We start from the raw sequence: 21,356 nt of genomic DNA, 5'->3' as shown, positions 1-21,356 counted from the left end.
CAATAAGAACGTTTGTTCTTATTGTGAGGGGGATTTGATTATTTGTCTAGTCAGTATCTCTGTTTTTTATCGGTAAATGATGGATATAGGTTTCAATTTGTTCTTTTAGCCAGTAAGGTTTTCCTCCAATTAACGCCGTTTCTGTTGGCAGTTTCCCTCTCTTACGTAGCATATGAATTTTCTTGGTATCCATATTACCGCCATGTTCATTCATCAAATCCCCAAAGTCCTTTTGACTTAATAAATCATTTGGATGCTTAATAATTAATGGTTTGGGTGATTTCGTCAGGTAGGTATCGGAGTAAAAATAGGTGAGCAACCGATCCATAGCAAATTCAATCCAATCGGAATCCACTTCTTTAAATAGCTGATTTAAATCAAAGGATTCTTCGTATTCAAAGAATCGAGCAAGTGCTACGAGCACTTGTTCATTTTTATTTAGTGATTTTAAGTCATGTTGAGTTTCTTTTGATTCCACGTAAAATCTAAGATTCGGGCATTTCGCCAGAATTTCCATTGTAGCCTTTTTCATTTGAACTTCCCCCTCTCGTTGAATCATTCAACATTGTATTTAGTGTATCAAGAATTGTTGAATCATTCAACAATTATCCTTTTTCTAATAGAGAACAAGATGCTCCAAGTAAAACCTTTCTTCTTACTTGAGCCATCTTGTTCATCCACCAATCTTTAGGTCACCAAAGGCTATATTTTGTGATGCTGCATAAATAACTAGATTTTGAATTGCAAAGGGAATATCCAACCGGTCGCATGATTTGAATACATGAAATATGGCTTTTTTGCTCTTGGTACATTCGATTAAATCTTGATGGATGGATGCTACATACAGATTCCTTCTCCAAAAGTGAAGACTCCGAAGTACGCTTATTTGTGCCTCATTCAATTCATAATTTTTTGTCATTGTGATTCCTCCTAATCAAAGTGGAAACAAAAGGGGAAATCCCCTTTTGCATTTAAATCAATCCTTTTTCTCGTAAGGAAATGCCGTCTGAGTGACTGACGATGATGGAATCTAATGCCTCAATGCCCATTATCTCTCCGGCATCTCTAAGGCGTTTACTCACCTCAATATCTTCCGGTGAATACTGACAGTTACCACTCGGATGATTATGCGCCACTAAAATGCTACCTGCGTTATTAAGAATGGCGGATTTGAACACTTCCCTTGGATGCACAATACTTGCATTTAAGCTACCCACATGGCTTTTATGAATGGCAATAACTTCATTTTTTACGTTTAGGCAAAGTACCAAAAACACCTCTCGGTCTTCCTCTGCTATCAAGGCTTGAATGAATGCAATAGCATCTTGTGATGAACGTATTTGTTTAGGTAGTAGGCTCGTATACGCTTCTTCAACCTCTCGGATTTCTTGTTTGATACGTACGATTTCTATGATTTTATTTAATGTCATGATGTGTTCCTCCTTTTGTGTTGTTCGCCGGGCGGTAAATGTCCCAAAAGGGATAATTTTTTGCCTTTTGACACGTGGAACGAACACATTCCTTAGCCGACCAGTCAAGGGTTTAGCGCAACAAGTTTTTCAGCGAAGCATGATTGAAAAAGTTTTTCGCCCCTTGACTGTTGTCTTTCTCTTATAGTCGGCTCCTGTCTTAGTCGGAAACAGGGGTAGGGCGATAGCCAAGGATATCTGCCCCTGTTTCCGGCTTAGACAGGTTAGAAATGGGTACGATCCGGAGGACAAAAGCAAAAAATTCAATAAAAAAGGCAGCCATTTGGCTGCCCTCCATTTCTTCATTTCTTTATGTACTTCCTCTTTCAGGCTCGTTTCCTCGTCAAGAAAAGAACAGGAACCTACGGTTTGTAGGCAGAGCCTTACAGTCCGTGGTTATCGGGCTTTTTAGAGGAAAGCGACACGTTAGAGCGACTTGCTAAGCGTTTGCTGCTTTGGTAGGCGCTATCGTGCTGCCGCCAGTCAAAGCTTGTTATCATTTAAGGTGCTCTATTCTATAAGGAATTTACTTGTTTTCGAAAGTTTTAAAAATCAATTTGTCTCCCTTAAAGGTTAAATTAATAAATCCTAAGTAGTAAGATGATCACATCATAACTGAGATACTTGATGAACAGTTCCATCGACATGTTATGGTAAGTTGCAGTAGTAGGTATATTCTTCTTTGATTTTCCTCCATAAATCTTCATGGTCATAGATTTTGAGAAGTTGTTCAGCTTGAATAAGATAATCATCTGAAATACTTTTGCCCAGTGCATGATTGCAAATGGAGAGTCTTCCTAAACAAATCGCAAGAGAAGAGAAAAGCATTTCCTTCTTATGTTTTATTAAAGCATCAGTCAATATATCTGAAGCAACTTCGAAATTTTTCTCTTTAATCAGCAAAAGCGATAAGTTGATTTTGAAAGTAATCATTAATCTGCCTGAATCTTGAAACCCTTTGTAACGATCTAATTGTTTGAGTACATTACGGGTGAGTTCAATAGCCGTATCATTAGGGAAAAGATAGAGGATGCTGTTAATCAGTCGAATATCAGTTAGGTACCAATTATTTAGGAGTGATAGTCGTTTCCAAACGGGTTCCACAATGGTCCGAGCCGCAAGGATGTCATGCGTCGCATACAGTTCTATAAGAGCAAAACAAACAGTGCGAATATCATTAAGCAGTATATTTTTTTCATACTCAGGATATTGTTCGATTTCCACCACTAGTTGATGTAGAGAATCTAAATTATTATAGGGCAAAGAAAAGAAGGAATGTACCAGGTCTTTAACCTCTTTCAAACAATAACCATTACTAATATATAAAACCTCTTCAAGACTCATATCAAGTCTATCTAAGATTTGAATGAATGCCTCGGAATGAATATCTGAAATCCCTGCTTCAAATTTAGAATAGGCAGATTGAGAAAGTACACCCTCTCCAACATATTTTTGAGTATAACCTTTGTTTTTCCTTAATCTTTTAATGTATATTCCTTTATGCATTTTCCACCTCCCACTGAAATATTCTAATTCGAATATTTTGTAATTACATTGTAACTTAAATGTAATATAAGTGGAAGGAGGTGGAATATATGTCAGGAATGGAAGTTATTAAAATACTATTAGATCTATGGTTGATTGGTGGATAATTTAGTAAATATATTAATTTAGAAAAATTATGTTAATTATACAATTAATAATCAAGAAGGTTTGAACGTGAAAAATTAAACAGTACATACAGGAGGAATTAATATGAAAAAAATAATCTTATCCGTTTTAACATTTATGCTTGTCTTAGTCTTCTCTGGATTTGATGCAAGTGCAATGGAAAAGAGCGACAAAAAAGCGAGCACTGTAATCGATGGAACGAAGATGAGCAAACAAGAGTTAGGTAAACTACGCGATTCGATAAAAGAGTATACAATTGAGCTTACTGATCAACAAGTAGCCGAGCAATATGCTGAAATAAAAGGTGTTTCGATAAATGAAGCCTATCAAAAAATGTCTGAGTACTCGACAAATTTTGATTCTAAGACCCTCGCAGTGAGTGCTTTATCAACATCTTGTTCGTGGTTAGAAACAAATACATCAGTAACAATTCCGAACAAATCGTATAAGCCTAATCTAATTGTATATGTAGAAGTTTGTCGTGGAGGTGCTCAATATATCAATACGAACAAAAAACCACTTCTTCAAGAATTTAAGGCAAATCCAATTTCTTATTCAGGCACAATCAGTGTCGAACTGTTCAATGGTCACTTTTACTATATAGTGAACGGCAATTTTTATAATTCAACATCAACTTCTCATTCAGGCACTACTGGGCTTTCTGCACTGTTCACTGCAACGTACTCGGTTGGAACAACAAGCAATTATTATGCTTCACTGACAACGCCAAGAACCAAACGAGCAGTTTTAGGGTACTAAATATATAGATTTATTTACCATGTGTGATTAATATTGGGTTGCTTCTATCACTTAATGATGTATTCTATTAATATTGTTAATTTGTCTAATTCACGAATAATTGCTTTGTCGAATCACTATCTTTTTTGAATGGAGGTTAAAATCATGAAAAAACTACTTCCTCTTTTATTAGGCATTCTCTTATTTCTAGTAGGCTGCAATGATGATACAGCAAATGTCCAAGCATATAGTGGGAAGAACTTGAAAATCGGTGTCATCGGTGAGACTCCTGAGTTTGGAGGAGAAAAGGTGAGTTTTGAAACAATTACCTTTGATGATTTGAAGAATAACACAAAGAAAATATCAGATGATTTGGATGCAATTCTTATTATGAAAGAGTCTCTCGCTGAAGCTGATGATGACCAGTATGTAACTACTTATAATACCTTAAAAATCCCAATATTTTTTATGCAATCTACTAAGCTACACGTTCCCTTTGTCAATGAAGGTGTTGACTATGATGAGTTTCCAGAAGTACAATCTTCTAACTATGCTAGTGGGTTCTTATTTATAGGTTCTGATGAAGAATACAAAGACCAAACGTGGAGATATGAGTTAAAAGATAACGAGGAAAGTAAATCGAATATTCAAGAAGTTTTCACGAAAATTTTCAATACTATCGAATCCATTAGCTCCTAAAATTAAAATTAATTAGATAATCAATGTTCAATATAGGAACACAAAAAGTTCAATTCCAGTAATCATGGGAATTGAGCTTTTTGATTTGTACTTGCTGAATTCAAATTTAGAATCTTGTCAAACCCTATTCCCAGTTTTAATAATCCATGACAGCTTACATAAGAATCGATCAAATCAAAAGTAAAAACATAAAAGAAAGTCTCGTGCCACCCCTTCATTTATACACTTCTGTATACAATTAATTTTTTCGTGTAGGCAGACCCTTACAGTTCGTGGGTTATCGGGCTGCCTCCAGTCAAAGTTTTTTATTTTAGAGGTCTTTTTGAAGAAGGATTACCCTTATAAATGGAGAATATTGTAACAAGACTAAAGAACTGAAAAATGTAGAAAGAGAGGATATACATATGAAGATGTTAAAGACAGTCGATGCAGCAAAAAAAGAAATTAAAGAACTTCAAGATTTTGTGTTTCTGGTAGAAAACTATGAAGTGAAATCAGTAGAGCAAAAAATCTTAAAGGAGTATGCCTATTCAGGAAGCATAGTCAAAGTCGTTGCAAACATTAATAATGAATTTGGTCTTGACACGATAGATCACACATTCGTTTCTGATTTGCTCAAAAGCAAACCTCAAGATGAATTACATAAGCGCATGAAAGCACACTACTTAGATAAAACGCGTCACACAAGAAAAAAACCGAGTAAAGCACCTGAGTACAAAGCATTTCAGTACATTGAACAAAATTACATAGATTTCAAAAGATAATCAGATAAGGGAGGAATATAAACGATGAATAATGAAACTGTAAACATATTTATGCCGAAGAATTTCGAGGATGAGATGGAGGTCATTACGACGATATTCAACCCTACAAATGATATTGGACTCGCAATTGCCGGGGAAAACTTGCACCCGACTTCAGAACGACCGATAATAAGAATATTTATGTTAGAAACTGTAGATCAAGGCTGGGCTTTTAAAGAAGAATTACAGGCGTTTACCTTTTTAAATTATGAGGATGCACAAGCTTTCCTGGAAAACCTACCTCAAATGTCTGCGCTGGAAATGCTTATCATTTTGAACGGTCAAAAGGATGTTGGGGAAACAGAAGTAAGGTTTCTCTCTTAGTGTAATATTTGGTCCCTACTAGTTGGTTTACCATCACTCAATTACTATGAAAGTTCAATTCTACTATTGCATATAGTAAGTAAAAACGGGGGTGGTAGCTTGGACGAGAAGAAAAGAAAAGATAGTTGGACGGTAGAAGATGATAAGATTCTGGCAGACACAGTCTTAACCTTTGTGCGTGAAGGGAAAACACAATTACAAGCTTTTGTAGAAGCCGAAACAATCCTTGGCCGCACAAGACAAGCATGTGGGTTCAGATGGAATAAAACATTGCGTAAACAGTACAATATTCAAAAATTGAATCGATCCAAACCCAATGAAGTTCACAGTCATCTACAACAAGCCATGACATCTTATGACGAGTTGGCACAAGCATACGAAAGACTAAAACAAGACTATGAACAGCTACAGTCCGAAAACCAAAAGTTAAAAAACTTGGCTTACTAATGGAAGAGAATTATTACAAGTAGAATAGGATGTTTGAAGAGAGCGTCAAAGTAGATGCTCTTTTTTATGTATTGATATTCATCAGAGTAGTCAAAATTTACTCGCCATTACGTGATTGTTAATATAGTTATAGCATTGAAAGAGCTAACTGTGTGATTAGTTATCTAACAAGAGCCTTCTTTTTTATTAAGACACTTGACGCACCATGATTCTACACTAAAGATCGCTTCTTTCAAAACAATGCTTTCTACAAGAAAGGACTGTTCCCAGTAAAGAGAACAGCCCTAAAATTTTTTTATAACAGGGTGTCCCAATCCTCCGGAAAACCCAAATGTGAGATATCAATAAATTCATCATATTCATCAATAAGTGCTTTTAAAGAGGTCGAAAGGTTTAATCGTTCACTTCTACTTAATAGTTTACTCAAAACAATTATAGCAACAAATACTTCATCACTGCTTACTTTTTCACGTATTTCATCAAACAATTGAGGCTGTATAGATAGTTTTTTTCCGTAGAGCCTCCCGTGATGAGCACAAATATTTCTGATGGTGGTCAAGGTATGTAACCAACTCTGTGTATATTTAAAATGCACATTATAATATTTTTTAGAAATGTATAATTTATCTTTATTTTTCAGGTTTTTAAATAACATCGATAACGTTGAAAAGGAAAGGACTTCAATAGCTACCCAAACTGGAAAGACTCCACTATATTTAGTTTGATGATGCGTCACGAATAATTCTGTTTTACTATCCTTTAAAAATCGCTCTAGATTGATCAAGAATTTCACGTGATATTCCGAATTGGAGAAATTAGATGAGTCTAGGTATCCGAGTGCTCCGTATTCATGCGAGTGATGGTAAGAAATATGTGCCCGGAAAGCGATTTCAATACTTTCCAATGCTCCTAACAATAACTGCCGCAATTTTTTATCAAACTCATATATAGAAATTAGCTTACTAAAAGTAGTTCCTTCAAGATATGCATCTTCTTTAGATCCATCTTTCAATGTAAGACCGTAAGCAACTAAGCGATAATAATTAACTTTTTGTAATGCTGATAGGGCTTCTTGAGGATTATCGACGATTATTCCTCTATCTTGAAGAATTAGAAGTTGTTCTTCGAATGTTTTAGCATGTTTTATAGGACTTGGTTCCAAAGGAATACCCCCTAAAAAAAACGACCCACCGTGGTCCGCATTGTTAAGAGGCGTGGTGGGTTCTGTTATTTATAATATACATCAAGTTTAAAAATATGTACAGATTTTAATTTTTCCAACGGCTTGCTTCTCAATAAATTAACTTCTTATGAACCTTAACATGTCTGCACTGGAATTGCTCATTATGATGAACATCAAAGAAGATTACAAGGACCAAAATTCAATTAGCTATCTTTCATTGTTTCTTAGCATCGTATATATTCATTCTTTTCCATTGTCCACTTGTTATAATCTAATCACATAGTCTTTAGCTATAGCCTCTTTCAGTTGAAAAAATGCAAGAATATTACCCAGGTGTTAATGGACACCTCATTTTTACAGTGTTTTTTGAGGGTGGACTCTTTCATTAATGTTCAACAACTCGTTAAAAAATCTATGTTCAATAACATATACTAAACTAAGTTTGGGTACCCGATTGAATATCTTAGAATAGGCATTTGGTCTATCGGTGAACAAGCTCTCAATGTAACCGTACGGTGCTAATGTAAAAGCAGACTAATTATTAAAAGTTATTTACTTCCAGCTATATATTGTACATCTTTGGCTAACCCTAATGAGGGTGATTTATGAAATGAAAATATTAAAATATATAGCTTTAACGATTGGATTTATTCTTTGGGGGGGATTTTTAATTTTCAGTATTTACACGGATTTTTTGTTCAAATGGTTTAAGTAGGGCGATTCTGACGCGATTAACTTCACTTAGTAGAACGATCACCTTACTAATTTCAATACAGAACGCTACACGGTACAGGGGTTTAGCTAGGGTTTTATAAAAATTTCCATCAAAGCGATTCAAGAAGAAAAAGCACTTTTAGAATCAGCCTCCACTGAAGAAAAGAAACCGTCTTTCTTTAACCGTCTTTTTGGAATGAACAAATCAACCCGGAGAATGCACACCGGGTTGACATAACACCCGGATGCGGAAGTATTCAACTTCACTAGTTAAAAGAAAAAGCCGCCTTGTAAGGCAGCCAATTTCCTTTAACTAAGGACCCCGATATTAGTGGATTTTTTTCACAATCAAACTACAGAATGTTATTTAACTTTCAATTGACGGTATCTGCCAAAGCTCAAAAGCCATAAAAAGAGACCCGTCAAACCAAGTGCTAGTAGTCCATTTTGGACGGAGTATCGGTTGTCCACTAGGAGCACACGATTCTCCTGCGTGAGAATACGGTGGACATCTAGATACTGGAATGGATTCCATGGGGATGTGCCGACCATTGCCCCGATGAACAATACGCAAACCGTGACCAGGAGAGTTGCCCCTGCATGCCGAATCCATAATGAAAGGAAGAAATAGACCGTATAGATGAAGAATACCATTAAGAGTGTCATCCATAGAGCCTGTATAAAGTAATCACCGAGCGAAATGAAATGGAACGTGTCGTAGTCCCCATTAGGTACAGGCGTCCGGCTGCCAAAAGCCCTCGGATCTGGACCATCATAGACCAGTACTGGATATGCAAGACTTCCGATGCCCCGGTCCATTAGACTGAGACCAAGCGGAATCAAAAGGATAATAACCGTAAAAAGGATCGTATGGATCAGTCCGACCAGATATTTTGCGATGAATACCCGCCCCTTTGAGACCGGGAGTACATGGAAAAAGTGCAGACCTCTATTTTTCCGCATGCTCTCACTAGATACGCTGTTACCGAACATGAAGGCACCGAGAATGATTGTAATCGGGATCAAAAAGTAGTGCGTGAATTGATATAAGATATTCCAGCCTAACGTCCCATACCGTTCCGTCAGCTGTTCCCATCTTGCAGCAGAATACCCTGTGAATTCATCATATAGAGTGGGTAGGAGACTATATAATAAGACATCTTGGGTCGGCGGTGTCAGTCCTTTTTCAAGGAGCTGTTGTTTCTCTTCATAAGATGCGCGCAGGGTGAAGTTGTCGACACGCTGTTCCTCGATGCTGAGTTCTGCCTCCATTGGATTTTCTACTAACCGTTGTAACCCCTCTAAATCCGCTAAATAGACATAATTCCAGTCACCGCTGTCATAGGCAATCTTCAAATCCTCATACTTCTTTGTACTCGCTGAAAAACGCTCCGCCGTAGCTGCCTGTTCTTCAGCGGTCGCTGTGTCTCCCTTTTGCTTTGCCTTTTCTGCAGCAATTTCTGCCTCGGCTGCCCACTGCTTAAATTGGTCGGTACGGTTTTGGATCAGATTCTGATTCGTCTCTTCTAGATTATTGGCCTCCTCTTTGTTGAACAAATAGAGGGCACTGATGGCCAAGATACAGATGAATAGGGCAATCCACGTGCCTTTCCGTTTCCAGATTTTCTTCATTTCAAATTGAAATGTGTGCATCTTACACACCTCTCTTTCTATTGATAGAAAGTGTACCAACCACTAGGAGTGCGATGGAAACTAGAAGGAGGAGATAGATCCTCCATTGTGTTAAATACTGTTCAAGCAAGGTCTGTTGGACCTGCAGGGCAGATAATGGATTCCAAGGGGATGATCCTCCATTCATCACGAGCAAAGCTCCTCCTGCCACCACCAGAATGGCAATCAAATAGCTGAGCAGCGTAGACCGAAACGTGTAGGCGATGAACCAGCCGAATGTCAGTACCAAAATGAGAGACATTCCTCCTAGAAGTAGTCCTTTCGGGATCACATCTACAATCTGGATCCAGTTCCCTTCCACTTCAGCGAAAGGATAAGCTGACTGGTTCTCTACAGCCTCTGTGAACTGTGACGCAAGGACATAGGCAGAGAGTGCGACTACTGTCAACCACACCAACCCTACGACCAGGAAACTGCCGAGTTTGATGAGCATATATCGCGATCGTGAAAACGGCAAGGTATAAACGAGTCGAACATTCTTCTCTTCATATTCTCCTGTCACTGATGATAAAAGGATGAGCAGAAGGGCTAGGAATCCAAATCCTGTCATTGCATAGGAGAGGACCAGTTGAGTAAAGAGCAGGGGCTGCACTGTTAGCTTGAGGTCTTCCTTCGGCAACCCTTCCCGAATCAGCTGGTCATTAAGACGTGTCACTCGGTCCATCTCTGCATCACTCAGATGGAATGTTCCACCAAGTACCTTGTACTCTTTGGCCTTTTCGTAGAGCAGATTCTCCTTCGTTACTTCGTCCATCGTCCGCTGAGACTGGATTGCAAAGATCACTTCATTTAATTGTGAATAAAGCATACTGCCGACACGCACTTGTTCCTCGAGTGCAGGTAAAGAATTGTCTTCGAGCACTTTTCGGTTCCCTTGCAGTTCCATCGAAACATCTCGTGCAAACTTACTGAAGTAGTCAATCTTCTCCGCCTGGACACGTTCTTGCTGCCAGACGTTGCGGACAAATAGAAGGGTGACTGCAATCAACGAGAAAACAAGAAAATAGAGGACCAACTTTGAACGGAACAGTTTCTTAAACTCAAACAACAGCAGATTCATACGTCAACCTCACCTTTATGGAAGATTTCTTCGTAGAGAGTTTCAGAACCGCTCGTCACTTTATCCATGTCTAGGACCGTTATTCCTTCCTCATGTAGCAAAGCCAAAATCGGAGCCAGATGATGCGATTTCGTCTCTACATGGATTAGACTTTTATCCGACCATGTTTTCTCCCCATATCCTTGTATCAGCGCAAATGCGCGTTCGCTGTTAGCTACCCTTAGACGGTAGACGGTCCGCTCGTGTTCAGATGTATCCACCAGCGTCAACTTCCCATCCTTTAGGAAGAGTACCTTGTTTGTGAGTTTGTCCACCTCAGCTAGATTATGTGAAGACAATAGTATAGTAGCCCCATCGTTTGCAAGCTCCCCGAGTATTTTTCTCATCAAGATTGCACTTGATGGATCAAGTCCATTGAGCGGTTCATCAAGCAAGATCACTTTCGGTTGAGGCAAGATGGAAATCGCTAGAAGGAGGTGCTGTTTCATTCCTAAGGAATAGTCACCCACCTTCTTTTTGAGATAGCTTTCCATCCCTACATACTTGGCCACTTCTTGAATTCTTTTTTTCGGCAACTTATGTACGTCTCGTATATATTTCAGATGGTCATATCCAGTCAGATAGTCAAATAGGACACTATTGTCCTGCAGATACGCTAACTCTTTGAACACCTTCGGATTTTGATTCGATTTTCCCATGATGCGGATGCTTCCAGCATCCGGACGCAGGAGGTTCGTAATGCAGTTCAAGAGCGTCGTCTTCCCCACCCCATTCGGTCCAACAAGCGCCAAGATTCCTGGTTCCGCAATTTCTAAATCAATGCCGTCCAATACAAGCTGATTTCGGTATTTTTTCGTCAAACCATTCAACACGAGTCTCTCTAATGTCTCTCCCACATCTCTTCCCCCTTGTGTAACAAATCACTTAATTGGAATATGTCGCCATTGTGGCAATGTGCTTTCAGAAAGGTAACAAAAATTTGACATATATTTAAATTTTCTGCTTTAGTAACTATTTTTATAGAAGAATTTTTTAGACTACCTGTTATTTAATACTATGAAATGATGATTATACTTAAGCCCTCAGATATAGGAAAGATGCTTTGGATGAGTCTACCCAAAGCATCAAATAACCAATATAGATGTGTTGTAGTTTTGAAAAATTCAAGACGATTCGTTCCCTCTTACTGCGCTCTTAAATACCCTTTATATGTCGCTAACCATTGATCTCCGGCATCAGCATAACTAAAACGATTTAAGGTGCCATTGTAGACGAAACCATTAATTTCTCTTTCCTCAAAAACTGTACTTGGTGGAACTAGATAACTACTTTTACTGTAGTATCTGGACTCGGTTACGTACACAGAGGTTGGAGAAGAACTTTCAATACTCGCGTCATTAGAGAATGGGGAATTTGGAATAACAGAGTATGTAGCTGAAGCACTCATAGAAAACCCAACCAATAACGTAGTAGCAATCAATAACGAGATTAATAATTTCCTTACTTGTTTTAGTTTTTTCAAAAGTATCTCCTCCATTTAAATTTGTTAATTTGTATTTTTCAAATCTACAAACACCAAATTTAATATAATTCTTCCTCAAATAGTCCAGTTTTCTATATTTTGAATATATTTACATTATAATTACATTATTCTAAAAATTCAATAGATTTAATGGGACTATATTACAGAGTTTTTTAAACAACTTTATTATTACTTAACAACTTTGTTAGTCTGGCGTGTATAGCCCATACAGCCCTGGTTGATATTACACACCAATTAGGAAGTGGTGTGCTTCTTTATTCGAAATTAAAATCAACTTTTCCCTCCCAAATAAACATCAATGACATCTACTCGTTCATGACCGACCTCTTTGGTGACGATTGCTGCAGCTTGCAGCTTGGAATAGCCTTTCTCCATTTCTTGCCGTACCCGATCTTGGACGTAATTGTAGCGTAGCCCATGATACGTTAATGCATTAGATACCCCTTGATACATCCGACTTTCTCGACCTTCGACCGTTTCGAATGGTAGACGGTTATTTTGCAGGAACTTTTCGACTCGATTCACTGCTGCATGTGTCTTCTCACCAGGGCGAATAAATAGCCGATCCCCTCTTGGAAGATCCAGAATCCTGTTATTCATCACCTGTCGTCCTTGAGTCGATAACGGAACTTGTCGCCATTTCCCATTTTTCGCTTCGCTCTTTACCTGATAAACCCCGGTTCTCAACGCTTGCTCTACTTGTGATCTACTCATCGCCACGGCTTCCGTCACTCTTAATCCCATGGTCTTTGCCAACTGCGTAATATCACGCACGTCAGCTGCTGTTTCTGCTCCCCTACCATCCCCTGCAGCAACGTTCCGGACAAACTGTTGCATATCGTTATATTCACGCTCTGTCCATGCTCGATTGCCTTTTACCGCTGGTGTCTTGTCTAGCACAATAGAAAACGCATCTTTTAGTTCTTTATTGTCGGAAAGTTCATGTTTGACGTTGGGAATCATGTCATGCATGTAACGGATTGCCCCTAGGTCATTCTTGAGCGTTTTTGATGCGATTCCTTCTGATTGCCGGTGCTGAATATATGCCACCACGTGCTTATCTTGTAAATTCCGCAAGTTTTTCATCTTAAATTTCTCGTCTATAAACCCGATGAAATTACGGCAGCTGCTTTCATACCTAGCACGAGTACCGAAAGAATTGGCTCTTGTATGTCGATAAACTTTCTCCATTTGGGTCATGATTGGCGACTTTCCTTTTGTCATTTTTTCAGTCCCTTCTTCAAAAATTACATAGCTCACCCGTTGGCATTTTAGGGCATCCTCAGGACTTCCTCAAAAAACCGAAGGTTCAAACCAAAACACAAACCCTACGATACCGGTATTTAGGGGTGTATTTTCAATTTTTGTTTACTGCTTTCTCTTTGCCCGAATTGCCCTTCAGATTTTTGTCACTTCGTTCAAAATCTGTGTCGTGCTCATTTGGCTAACGCCAAATACCGGGCAAAGAGAAAGCAGTAACTCGTATCCAATTGTGTGTGTGAGTATTGAATGGAACATACCCTAACGGGTTGGCTTCGCCATGTTCCAGTGAACTGCCATCAGGCAAGCATATTGCTCAGGTCTTCGACCTCGTTCGCTTCCTGCCAGAATTTATTAACCGCTCTAAGCGTAGCGATCGGCTCTATTCGTCAGCCTGCATTACGAATGCGTAAACATAAACGCGCATCAACGTCCATTCTTTTTGTTCGGCCCTACGTTCCATCTACGTACTATCTAAACCACTCGCCATTTGCGAAGTGAACGTTTAAACACTTATTTGGAACGTCCTTTTCAACTTTTGTGATTTCTCTTCCACCCTTTTCCCATTCCTCTGAATCCATGGTATTTACATGTCGTTTAAACACCCGTTCGAATAACTTTTGTTCATTCTTCGATCGTTTATCTAACATATTTCCTCTCTCCTTTTCGAAGTTTGTACTCATTTTGAGCACTCCATTTTCATCATTTGTTGTACTCTCCTCCAAGATGCAGCAGTTGAACCCTTTTATTTTTGGACGCAAAAAGACCTTTGGTATCTGATTTTTCCGTAGCAAAATAGAAGTCTAGTTTGCTTACGCCACAATCAGCCCAAAGGCCTGTTATTAGTCATCACCGCCGAGTCCCGCATGGGTCTGGCCATTAAAAATTAAAGTAAATTAATATGCTGTTATTCTATCAGTTTATTTTAAATTTTTCAAATACTTTATTGAATCAGTTTGAACAAATATGGTCGACCCTGTTTTTGTTATCTTTTAATTCTCATGTAGATTCTGTTGAAATAACATTCGGATTGGGAAGTATTCGCGGTAAATTATTCTTTAACCCAATAAGAAACAGCTGCCCTGTAAAGGTAGCCGGTTCTTCAACTTAATCTAATCTTTAGTTTAATAAGGATTGGATTGTATTAATTGAATTTAAAGATGCTTATAAAATAATCTTCTTCTGGAAAATCACCTTGATACTCAAAATCAGTATTCAAATAAAAATCTTTTAACTTTTCATTCCCAGCCCAACAATCTAAAAAAATTGTCTTATTTACTTCATTTGCAAAAGAACAAGCAAAGTCCATTAATGCTGAACCCAGATCATTGCCCTGGTATTCGGGGAGAATGGCAACTTGAGACAGATATTTACTTTTAGAATCAATTGTTAATTCACTTAAAAAATCTATGTCTTTTATACAAAAAGTACCAACTATTTCTTCGTCCATTAATAATACATACGCATAGTTATTTTTTATTTCGCTTACAATTTTATTTACATGCCAAGGATATTCCCATTGGTTAATACCTTTTTTTTGCAAACCTAACGTGACCTTATTTAATACACTCAACACTTGTTGCTGATCATTTAACGTAGCTAATCTTATTTCCATCTATTTTTACTCCGATTTTCTTACTTTTTACAAGAGAATATTTAAGAAGAGAGGACTTCTCATTCGTCGTTTATATTCACTGTAACTACTAAATTCTTTGGAGTTCGCACAGTAATTTACCATGAGAATTTGCTATAGAAAAATTAAGAATGAACCTATCTGGTTAAAATAGATAATAGATCTCTTAAAGGGAGGTATATCATATTAATGAAAAAGTAATTCAAATTTATCGGGATGTATTAAATGGAAAACGTGTACGATCTCCTAATTACTTCTTTGTAGGAAATCAGAGAAAGAAATATTTAGCTCTCATAACATGTTAACTTATTGAAGAGTACCTAGAAATTTCTGTAGAAGAAATTCCTCGGAAAGTCAAAGCCGAAACCCTATGGAGTAATAGATTAAGACCAGCTGCTCAAGTTTAGGGTTGGAAGGATTTTATCTCAGTGATTGAAAATGCTTATCCAGGAAAGTTTAAACCTTGGGATTTCAAACAAGTTCCCCGCAATTATTGGATAGGGGAAAATGGAAAAAAAAGAGCAATTGAAGTAGTTCGATATATGATTGAAGAAAAATGCAAAATGGCTCATCATGAAGTTCCTTTAAGAATCAACCATCGTTTTTTTAAAGTGCATGGAATTGGTGGTATTTTTAATTCTTTTGGCGATTCTCCTTACCAAGTCATTAATACTGTGTATCCCGGTCAATTTCAACCATGGGAACTTGCTAACGTGCCAATGAATTATTGGCAAAATCCTGAGAATATCAAAAAGACATTAGATTGGCTACTTTTTTCAAAGCTCGGTTTTTCTTCTTATGAAGAAGCTCTTGTAAAACTCAGAAAAAATGATTTCTTCCAATATCGAATGACTGGGATATTCCAAAGTCATTCGGTTTCCAACTGTTTAGAATGCAGCAATGGATAAAAGAACAGATTCTTGAAAACCATCTAAAATTTACAAACTAATGAATATTAAAATCGAGAAAGAATAGAAGAGTCGCTGATCTTGCTACCAAAAAAAGTAAACCTTAACACAAAAGTGAGGGTAGAAAAAAGAGTCATATTTGATAAAAGTTCTTGAAATGGCGAAACCAGAACTTAAACCAGTAATACTAATGCTACCCTAACTAATTAATACATTAGTTAGGGTCTTTTGTATTCTTCACCGATTGCACAAGCAATTCAGGCACAACTGAATGGTTTATGCAAAAAAGAGGTTTCAACGGTATTAATATTCAAGTAAATCTTTTTCTCTTCTTTTGTTACACTCAAATCACCAAACATCAACTAACTACATATCTTATAGAGATCATTTTCTTTCAACACGTATATCTTTGTACACCCTGATGCCTTCTCATTAGGGTTTTTTGTTGCACAGAATCATCGATTCAATCGTTGAACTGGCAATTCAAATTCTATTTGATTTGGACAAGAAATCTTGAGGATTGTCCATGGTATTAGACTACTATCTTACTACCTATAAGTTTTTACAAATATTTAACACGGGGAAATAAGCGGAGCGTATTCTGGAAAAGGAATGAAGTAAGTTTGAAGGAGTTCGAATGAAGATTAATCAATTAACGACATTATTTAAATACTTTAAGTTTCTACATAAGCATCATAATTAACTCACCAAAGAATTTGTAAAAAGTGAAGAGTTTAAAGGATTAATTCATAAAAAAAAAATAACAACTGTATTCCAACCCATTTTATTCTTAACAGAAAATAAAACCCTGGTATTTGAAATGTTAAATCGGCAGAACCTACACTCTGTTTTCCTACGTCATACAAGTTTTATGACTACGTTGGGCAAAGCAAAAACGTGTTTATTGTCGAAGCTTCTTACGGGATCTTTCATTAGAGAGATATTCGGAACAGGTGATGCATACGCAAAAAAATAAAGATCAACAGGTATTTCTTAATATTCAACCTCAAGTTTTAGCTGATTCATCGTATCTAGAGTTAATTGAAAAAGAGGCTGTGATTGACTATAGTCGATTTGAAAAGATTAATGATAACTATCGTCAGCAAGGATTTAGAGTGGCAGTAGATGATACTGGTACCGGATACAATAGCTTAAAGACAAAGGAGAGGTAAGTGTGAGTGACATTCACAAAATAATAAATGTTGGGCGTTGTTTTGTTTTTATAATTTTGTTTGAGTTAATTCTTATATTAGGCATCATTAATTATTTGACTTAGTAGGATAAATAATTGGGAAAAATTTATGTTTGTTCGCACATTCGTGTTTTCTGTAAACCCCCTGAAGTGGTAATGAATTTTGCTAATCGGAATACAAGTCACTAGGTACTTCAAGCGAGAATTCCTTCTGATTAGTTTAGTATGAAACAAATTTAACCCCTCCGTAAAGTGAAGCAATAATATCCCATATATACTTTGAATACTTATCAGCGTGTCATTAATAAACATCCATTTAGTGTGATTGTATCATATGAAATAACACCCTTTAGATGAAGTATTCCCCCAATACAATTAAACGGTATTTTCTGGATGTTAGATAGAATGGTGAAAATAAGACCTATTCAAACGATAAAAAAACACTTTATTGTCATATTGCGCATACGACACATCATTTTGATTAGTAGGCATGTTAATTTATGAATAACATTCTTATTGTGGACGATCAACAAGGAATTCGTTTATTGCTGGAAGAGGTCTTTAAAAGAGAAGGTCTTGCCACATATCTTGCAGCTAGTGGGATAGAAGCGCTTGAAATTGTTCAGAAAGTCAAATTAGATGTAATCCTATGAGATTTAAAACCCCCATCTTCTATGGATGGCATAGAAGTTCTAAACAGAATTAAAATGACCTTACCAAATGTTCCTGTTGTCATGATGAGTACGTATTTAGAGGTTAACTGGTTGCTGTTTGGTTTGTTCCAATGGGATTTGGTAGGAGGATTATTTGGCGGAATGGATAATGCAATCGCTCGAGTAGTTTATGTATTAGTTGTTATTGCTGCAATCTATTGTTTAACATTATTTAAAAAAGCAACATAAAAAGCATGAAATTAATTGTTATGTAATTTGACGAGACCGACGAAATTAATAATCGATCTTTTCTTATGTCATAAGATGATATGTGCATACCTGTTTGAATTTTACAACTCTCATTTTCTTTGCAACCTTAATCCCCACTGAATAAAGTTTGAAAAATGACATATCCTAATTTTTATTCAGGAGGTGAAAATATGATAAATCAACAAAACGATCAACAAGGAAACCAAATTTTCAAAAGTATTAAAGAAACGGCTGGAGCAGCATTTCATGCAGTGCACAGTGCATAGGAAAAGACTGAAAATGTAGCTATGAATACAGTGGATAAAACTGCTAATGCGGTTAACGGTTCAACTAATTTGGCCCCGAAAAAAACCGTGAATTCTCCTAACAATTCGAATAAAAGCAATAATTATAAAATTAGTAGTTATAAAGCATCCGCGAAGAATTAATCGTTGGGTGCTTTATATATCTGTAAGAAGGACTCCTTTAACAGCTATCACCGTCTTGGGTAGTAATGTCTTGATTACAACATAAAAAAAGCTGCTCCATAAAAGCAGCAGGTTCTCATACCAGCCATTACAACCAAAATCGCATCCACAGTATGGTAATTCTTCAGTTTCAAAATTTTCCTGTTTTATTGCGTTGTCACATTTTATGATAAACCTCTCAGCCACTCAATACAGAGCTAACGTTTCATATACTTATACTGAATGTCCAACATCTAAGAACATTTTTCATATAAGTTATTTAGTCTTTATTTTGTAATATGTTCCGATAATCAAACAATTATAAATTGAAGGATTTTCTTAAGAGAGGCAACTGAGATGGTTATTTTTTTCTGTTTTTAAAATAAGTTCTGAAAAATTCTTCGTTTTTTTTCACATTAGTGTCGTTCGGTCTATATTTTATGGATATTTTATGATGTTTTAATGATTGTTCGACATCTCCTATTTCCCAAAAACAATAACATAGCTGAAGATGTGGGTACCAAGTAGAGTATGAGATTTGCCTAAATCCTTGATGATCTTCTTCCTCAATTTCAAGAGCTAAACGGTACCATTTTATGGCCTTTTTAAAATCCCTCTTGTTTGTATAAATGTCTCCTAGGCGACAAGTAACCTCTGGTCGTGGTAAATCATACATAAACGAGATAACGAGAGATTCTTTTTCTTTTTCAGCATTGCCCAGATTTCTGTAACTAATCGCCATGTTTATACAAGCTCGTATCTCGTCTTCAATCCATCCCTTTTTAGTAGCTAAAAAATTTTCATAAAAACTTATTGATTTTTGAAACTGAGCGTGTTCTTTTAGTTCATTAGCATAGTAAAATAAATCCCTTGGTGTAAATTCTTCTCCCTTTTCCAGACGCTTTTCATATATTTTAAGGTTTCGATCACTTTGAATAGATTGATTCTTTTTATCGGTTTTACGATGAGTTATTACTATATCAGCAGGAAAAATATTACCATGAACATCTAAATATTCATGGACAGGTCCAACCCATTTAAAGTTCTTCTCTCTTTTAACTAATCGGTTTCTTCTAAAACTAAAGGTCGGGTTGTCAAATTCATCAAAAGCGACATTGTAAATCATTGAATAAGCATCAAATGATGAATCTAGAGTGGTTTTTAAATTTTTGAATTTCTTCTGATCCTTTATAAGTAAAATATCATCAGCATCTAACCATAAGATATAATCCATTGTTGCATGACCAAATGCAATGTTTCTGGCAGCTGAGAAATCATCAATCCATTTAAAGTCGATAACCTTTTCTGTGAACTGCTTAGCTATTTCCTTTGTTTTATCTGTCGATCCTGTATCGACAATAATCATTTCATCACATATTTCCTTTATGCTATTTAAACATTGATATAATACATCTTCCTCATTTTTCACAATCATACAAAGAGTAATCGTGCGCATAAGTCTTCACCTACGTCGACTTGTGAAATTTTCATTATATAAACTCCCTTAAAGTAATTTGGTGGCAAGTAAACGAACAGTGCCAAATAGGCATAGGCACTGTTCATTCATTAGTAAACATCTAGCTATAATATAAAGTTGAAGCTGGAAAATTTTCATTTGTGACTAATCTAATTTTTTAATTACAATAGAAGCGTTTACGTTAGTTTGTGTACCCCCTGCCAAAGTCTGGAGGGTAACTGCTGCAGTAGAGCTATGATTTCGGAGGGTAAGAACATCGCCAGCTGCAAGGGTCAAAATTACCTGACCGTTATTTTGCTGGGTGCCGGCACCCGATCCGTAGACTGTTCCCGGACCCTGCGCACCATTTACAAATATAGCGAATTGGTTGGGTTCTACACCCGACACGGAGAAAGTAATCTCGTAGTCTCCCGGTGTGGTAACTAAAATTCCAGAGGTACCTGGGGCATGTATAATTCCAGGTGTGATCACTCCATTAGAATCAAAAATGACATCAGCCTCAATAGGTACCACTTGAGCGCCTAGGTTGTAAATATATCCGTATACGGATAACCCTGCTTCTCCAGTTGCACCGGTTGCACCAGTTGCACCTGTTGGTCCAGTTGCTCCAGTTGCTCCTGTGTCCCCAGTTGCACCAGTTGCACCTGTTGGTCCAGTTGCTCCGGTTGCACCAGTGTCCCCAGTTGTTCCGGTTGCACCAGTTAATCCTGTGTCCCCAGTTGGTCCAGTTGCTCCGGTTGGTCCAGTTGCACCAGTTGCTCCGGTTGGTCCAGTTGCACCAGTGTCCCCAGTTGGTCCAGTTGCTCCGGTTGCACCAGTGTCACCAGTTGCTCCAGTTGCTCCGGTTGCGCCTGTGTCCCCAGTTGTTCCGGTTGGTCCAGTTGCACCAGTGTCCCCAGTTGTTCCGGTTGCACCAGTTAATCCTGTGTCCCCAGTTGGTCCAGTTGCTCCGGTTGCACCAGTGTCCCCAGTTGCTCCGGTTGCACCAGTGTCCCCAGTTGTTCCGGTTGCACCAGTGTCCCCAGTTGCTCCAGTTGGTCCAGTTGCACCAGTTGCACCAGTGTCCCCAGTTGCTCCGGTTGCACCAGTTAATCCTGTGTCCCCAGTTGGTCCAGTTGCTCCGGTTGGTCCAGTTGCACCAGTGTCCCCAGTTGCTCCGGTTGCACCAGTTAAT

The 21,356-nt window shown here is 37.5% G+C and carries 24 protein-coding genes; 9 read left to right on the top strand and 15 right to left on the bottom strand.

What is annotated here, in order from left to right:
* Positions 1-46: 46 nt before the first annotated feature.
* The 5 genes from ACFPYN_RS05490 to ACFPYN_RS05470 all read right to left on the bottom strand — a co-directional run bounded on the left by ACFPYN_RS05490 (position 47) and on the right by ACFPYN_RS05470 (position 2,975).
* Positions 47-532 carry a hypothetical protein gene (locus ACFPYN_RS05490; protein ID WP_377733010.1) on the bottom strand — a complete coding sequence of 162 codons (486 nt, stop codon included), beginning with the start codon at positions 530-532 and terminating at the stop codon, positions 47-49.
* 141 nt (positions 533-673) lie between these two features.
* A complete protein-coding gene (locus ACFPYN_RS05485; RefSeq protein WP_377733009.1) occupies positions 674-919 on the bottom strand; it encodes a hypothetical protein in 246 nt (81 codons plus the stop codon).
* A gap of 52 nt (positions 920-971) precedes the next feature.
* Positions 972-1,430 carry a JAB domain-containing protein gene (locus ACFPYN_RS05480; protein ID WP_377733008.1) on the bottom strand — a complete coding sequence of 153 codons (459 nt, stop codon included), beginning with the start codon at positions 1,428-1,430 and terminating at the stop codon, positions 972-974.
* Positions 1,431-1,629: 199 nt separating this feature from the next.
* Positions 1,630-1,752, bottom strand: a complete 123-nt coding sequence (locus ACFPYN_RS05475) for a hypothetical protein (protein WP_377733007.1) — start codon at positions 1,750-1,752, stop codon at positions 1,630-1,632.
* 365 nt (positions 1,753-2,117) lie between these two features.
* Positions 2,118-2,975, bottom strand: a complete 858-nt coding sequence (locus ACFPYN_RS05470) for a helix-turn-helix domain-containing protein (RefSeq protein ID WP_377733006.1) — start codon at positions 2,973-2,975, stop codon at positions 2,118-2,120.
* A 249-nt stretch (positions 2,976-3,224) separates the two neighbouring features.
* On the opposite strand from ACFPYN_RS05470, the gene ACFPYN_RS05465 reads away from it, so the two are divergent.
* From ACFPYN_RS05465 to ACFPYN_RS05445, 5 genes are all read left to right on the top strand, one after another.
* Complete coding sequence (locus ACFPYN_RS05465; protein WP_377733005.1) at positions 3,225-3,899, top strand: hypothetical protein; 675 nt, start codon at positions 3,225-3,227, stop codon at positions 3,897-3,899.
* 144 nt (positions 3,900-4,043) lie between these two features.
* Positions 4,044-4,577, top strand: coding sequence for a hypothetical protein (locus ACFPYN_RS05460; RefSeq protein WP_377733004.1), 534 nt, complete (start codon positions 4,044-4,046; stop codon positions 4,575-4,577).
* Positions 4,578-4,981: 404 nt separating this feature from the next.
* Positions 4,982-5,341, top strand: coding sequence for a hypothetical protein (locus ACFPYN_RS05455; RefSeq protein WP_377733003.1), 360 nt, complete (start codon positions 4,982-4,984; stop codon positions 5,339-5,341).
* A gap of 24 nt (positions 5,342-5,365) precedes the next feature.
* Entirely contained in the window at positions 5,366-5,704 is a 339-nt protein-coding gene (locus ACFPYN_RS05450; RefSeq protein WP_377733002.1) for a hypothetical protein, read from the top strand.
* A 99-nt stretch (positions 5,705-5,803) separates the two neighbouring features.
* Positions 5,804-6,151: a transcriptional regulator gene (locus ACFPYN_RS05445; protein WP_377733001.1), complete on the top strand. Its 348-nt coding sequence runs from the start codon at positions 5,804-5,806 to the stop codon at positions 6,149-6,151.
* A gap of 295 nt (positions 6,152-6,446) precedes the next feature.
* Here the strand turns inward: ACFPYN_RS05445 and ACFPYN_RS05440 are convergent, their stop codons facing one another.
* The 8 genes from ACFPYN_RS05440 to ACFPYN_RS05405 form a co-directional block, all read right to left on the bottom strand.
* Positions 6,447-7,313, bottom strand: coding sequence for an Abi family protein (locus ACFPYN_RS05440; RefSeq protein ID WP_377733000.1), 867 nt, complete (start codon positions 7,311-7,313; stop codon positions 6,447-6,449).
* Positions 7,314-8,411: 1,098 nt separating this feature from the next.
* A complete protein-coding gene (locus ACFPYN_RS05435) occupies positions 8,412-9,701 on the bottom strand; it encodes an ABC transporter permease (protein ID WP_377732999.1) in 1,290 nt (429 codons plus the stop codon).
* 1 nt (position 9,702) lies between these two features.
* Positions 9,703-10,800 carry an ABC transporter permease subunit gene (locus tag ACFPYN_RS05430; RefSeq protein ID WP_377732998.1) on the bottom strand — a complete coding sequence of 366 codons (1,098 nt, stop codon included), beginning with the start codon at positions 10,798-10,800 and terminating at the stop codon, positions 9,703-9,705.
* On the bottom strand, positions 10,797-11,696 hold the full coding sequence (locus ACFPYN_RS05425; RefSeq protein WP_377732997.1) for an ABC transporter ATP-binding protein: 900 nt from the start codon (positions 11,694-11,696) through the stop codon (positions 10,797-10,799). Before ACFPYN_RS05425 ends, ACFPYN_RS05430 begins: the two co-directional genes overlap by 4 nt.
* Before the next feature lie 287 nt (positions 11,697-11,983).
* Positions 11,984-12,322: a hypothetical protein gene (locus ACFPYN_RS05420; RefSeq protein WP_377732996.1), complete on the bottom strand. Its 339-nt coding sequence runs from the start codon at positions 12,320-12,322 to the stop codon at positions 11,984-11,986.
* A gap of 291 nt (positions 12,323-12,613) precedes the next feature.
* Positions 12,614-13,567, bottom strand: a complete 954-nt coding sequence (locus ACFPYN_RS05415) for a phage integrase N-terminal domain-containing protein (RefSeq protein ID WP_377732995.1) — start codon at positions 13,565-13,567, stop codon at positions 12,614-12,616.
* A gap of 506 nt (positions 13,568-14,073) precedes the next feature.
* Positions 14,074-14,253, bottom strand: a complete 180-nt coding sequence (locus tag ACFPYN_RS05410) for a hypothetical protein (protein WP_377732994.1) — start codon at positions 14,251-14,253, stop codon at positions 14,074-14,076.
* A gap of 494 nt (positions 14,254-14,747) precedes the next feature.
* Positions 14,748-15,218: a GNAT family N-acetyltransferase gene (locus ACFPYN_RS05405; RefSeq protein ID WP_377732993.1), complete on the bottom strand. Its 471-nt coding sequence runs from the start codon at positions 15,216-15,218 to the stop codon at positions 14,748-14,750.
* Positions 15,219-15,664: 446 nt separating this feature from the next.
* Here ACFPYN_RS05405 and ACFPYN_RS05400 point away from each other — a divergent pair, with 446 nt between their 5' ends.
* The 4 genes from ACFPYN_RS05400 (at position 15,665) to ACFPYN_RS05385 (ending at position 18,238) form a co-directional block, all read left to right on the top strand.
* Positions 15,665-16,144, top strand: a complete 480-nt coding sequence (locus ACFPYN_RS05400; RefSeq protein WP_377732992.1) for a hypothetical protein — start codon at positions 15,665-15,667, stop codon at positions 16,142-16,144.
* Positions 16,145-17,100: 956 nt separating this feature from the next.
* Positions 17,101-17,316, top strand: a complete 216-nt coding sequence (locus tag ACFPYN_RS05395) for a hypothetical protein (protein ID WP_377732991.1) — start codon at positions 17,101-17,103, stop codon at positions 17,314-17,316.
* A 520-nt stretch (positions 17,317-17,836) separates the two neighbouring features.
* Positions 17,837-17,989, top strand: a complete 153-nt coding sequence (locus ACFPYN_RS05390) for a response regulator (RefSeq protein WP_377732990.1) — start codon at positions 17,837-17,839, stop codon at positions 17,987-17,989.
* Between the two features lie 54 nt (positions 17,990-18,043).
* Positions 18,044-18,238, top strand: coding sequence for a DUF378 domain-containing protein (locus ACFPYN_RS05385; RefSeq protein WP_377732989.1), 195 nt, complete (start codon positions 18,044-18,046; stop codon positions 18,236-18,238).
* A gap of 828 nt (positions 18,239-19,066) precedes the next feature.
* Here the strand turns inward: ACFPYN_RS05385 and ACFPYN_RS05380 are convergent.
* Together ACFPYN_RS05380 and ACFPYN_RS05375 are read right to left on the bottom strand one after the other, a co-directional pair.
* A complete protein-coding gene (locus ACFPYN_RS05380; protein WP_377732988.1) occupies positions 19,067-20,161 on the bottom strand; it encodes a glycosyltransferase in 1,095 nt (364 codons plus the stop codon).
* Between the two features lie 165 nt (positions 20,162-20,326).
* On the bottom strand, positions 20,327-21,356 hold a 1,030-nt coding region (locus ACFPYN_RS05375; RefSeq protein WP_377732987.1), incomplete at its 5' end, for a BclA C-terminal domain-containing protein.

Source organism: Paenisporosarcina macmurdoensis (assembly GCF_042658845.1).
Taxonomy (GTDB): domain Bacteria; phylum Bacillota; class Bacilli; order Bacillales_A; family Planococcaceae; genus Paenisporosarcina; species Paenisporosarcina macmurdoensis.
This window is presented reverse-complemented; position numbering and strand designations above follow the sequence as displayed.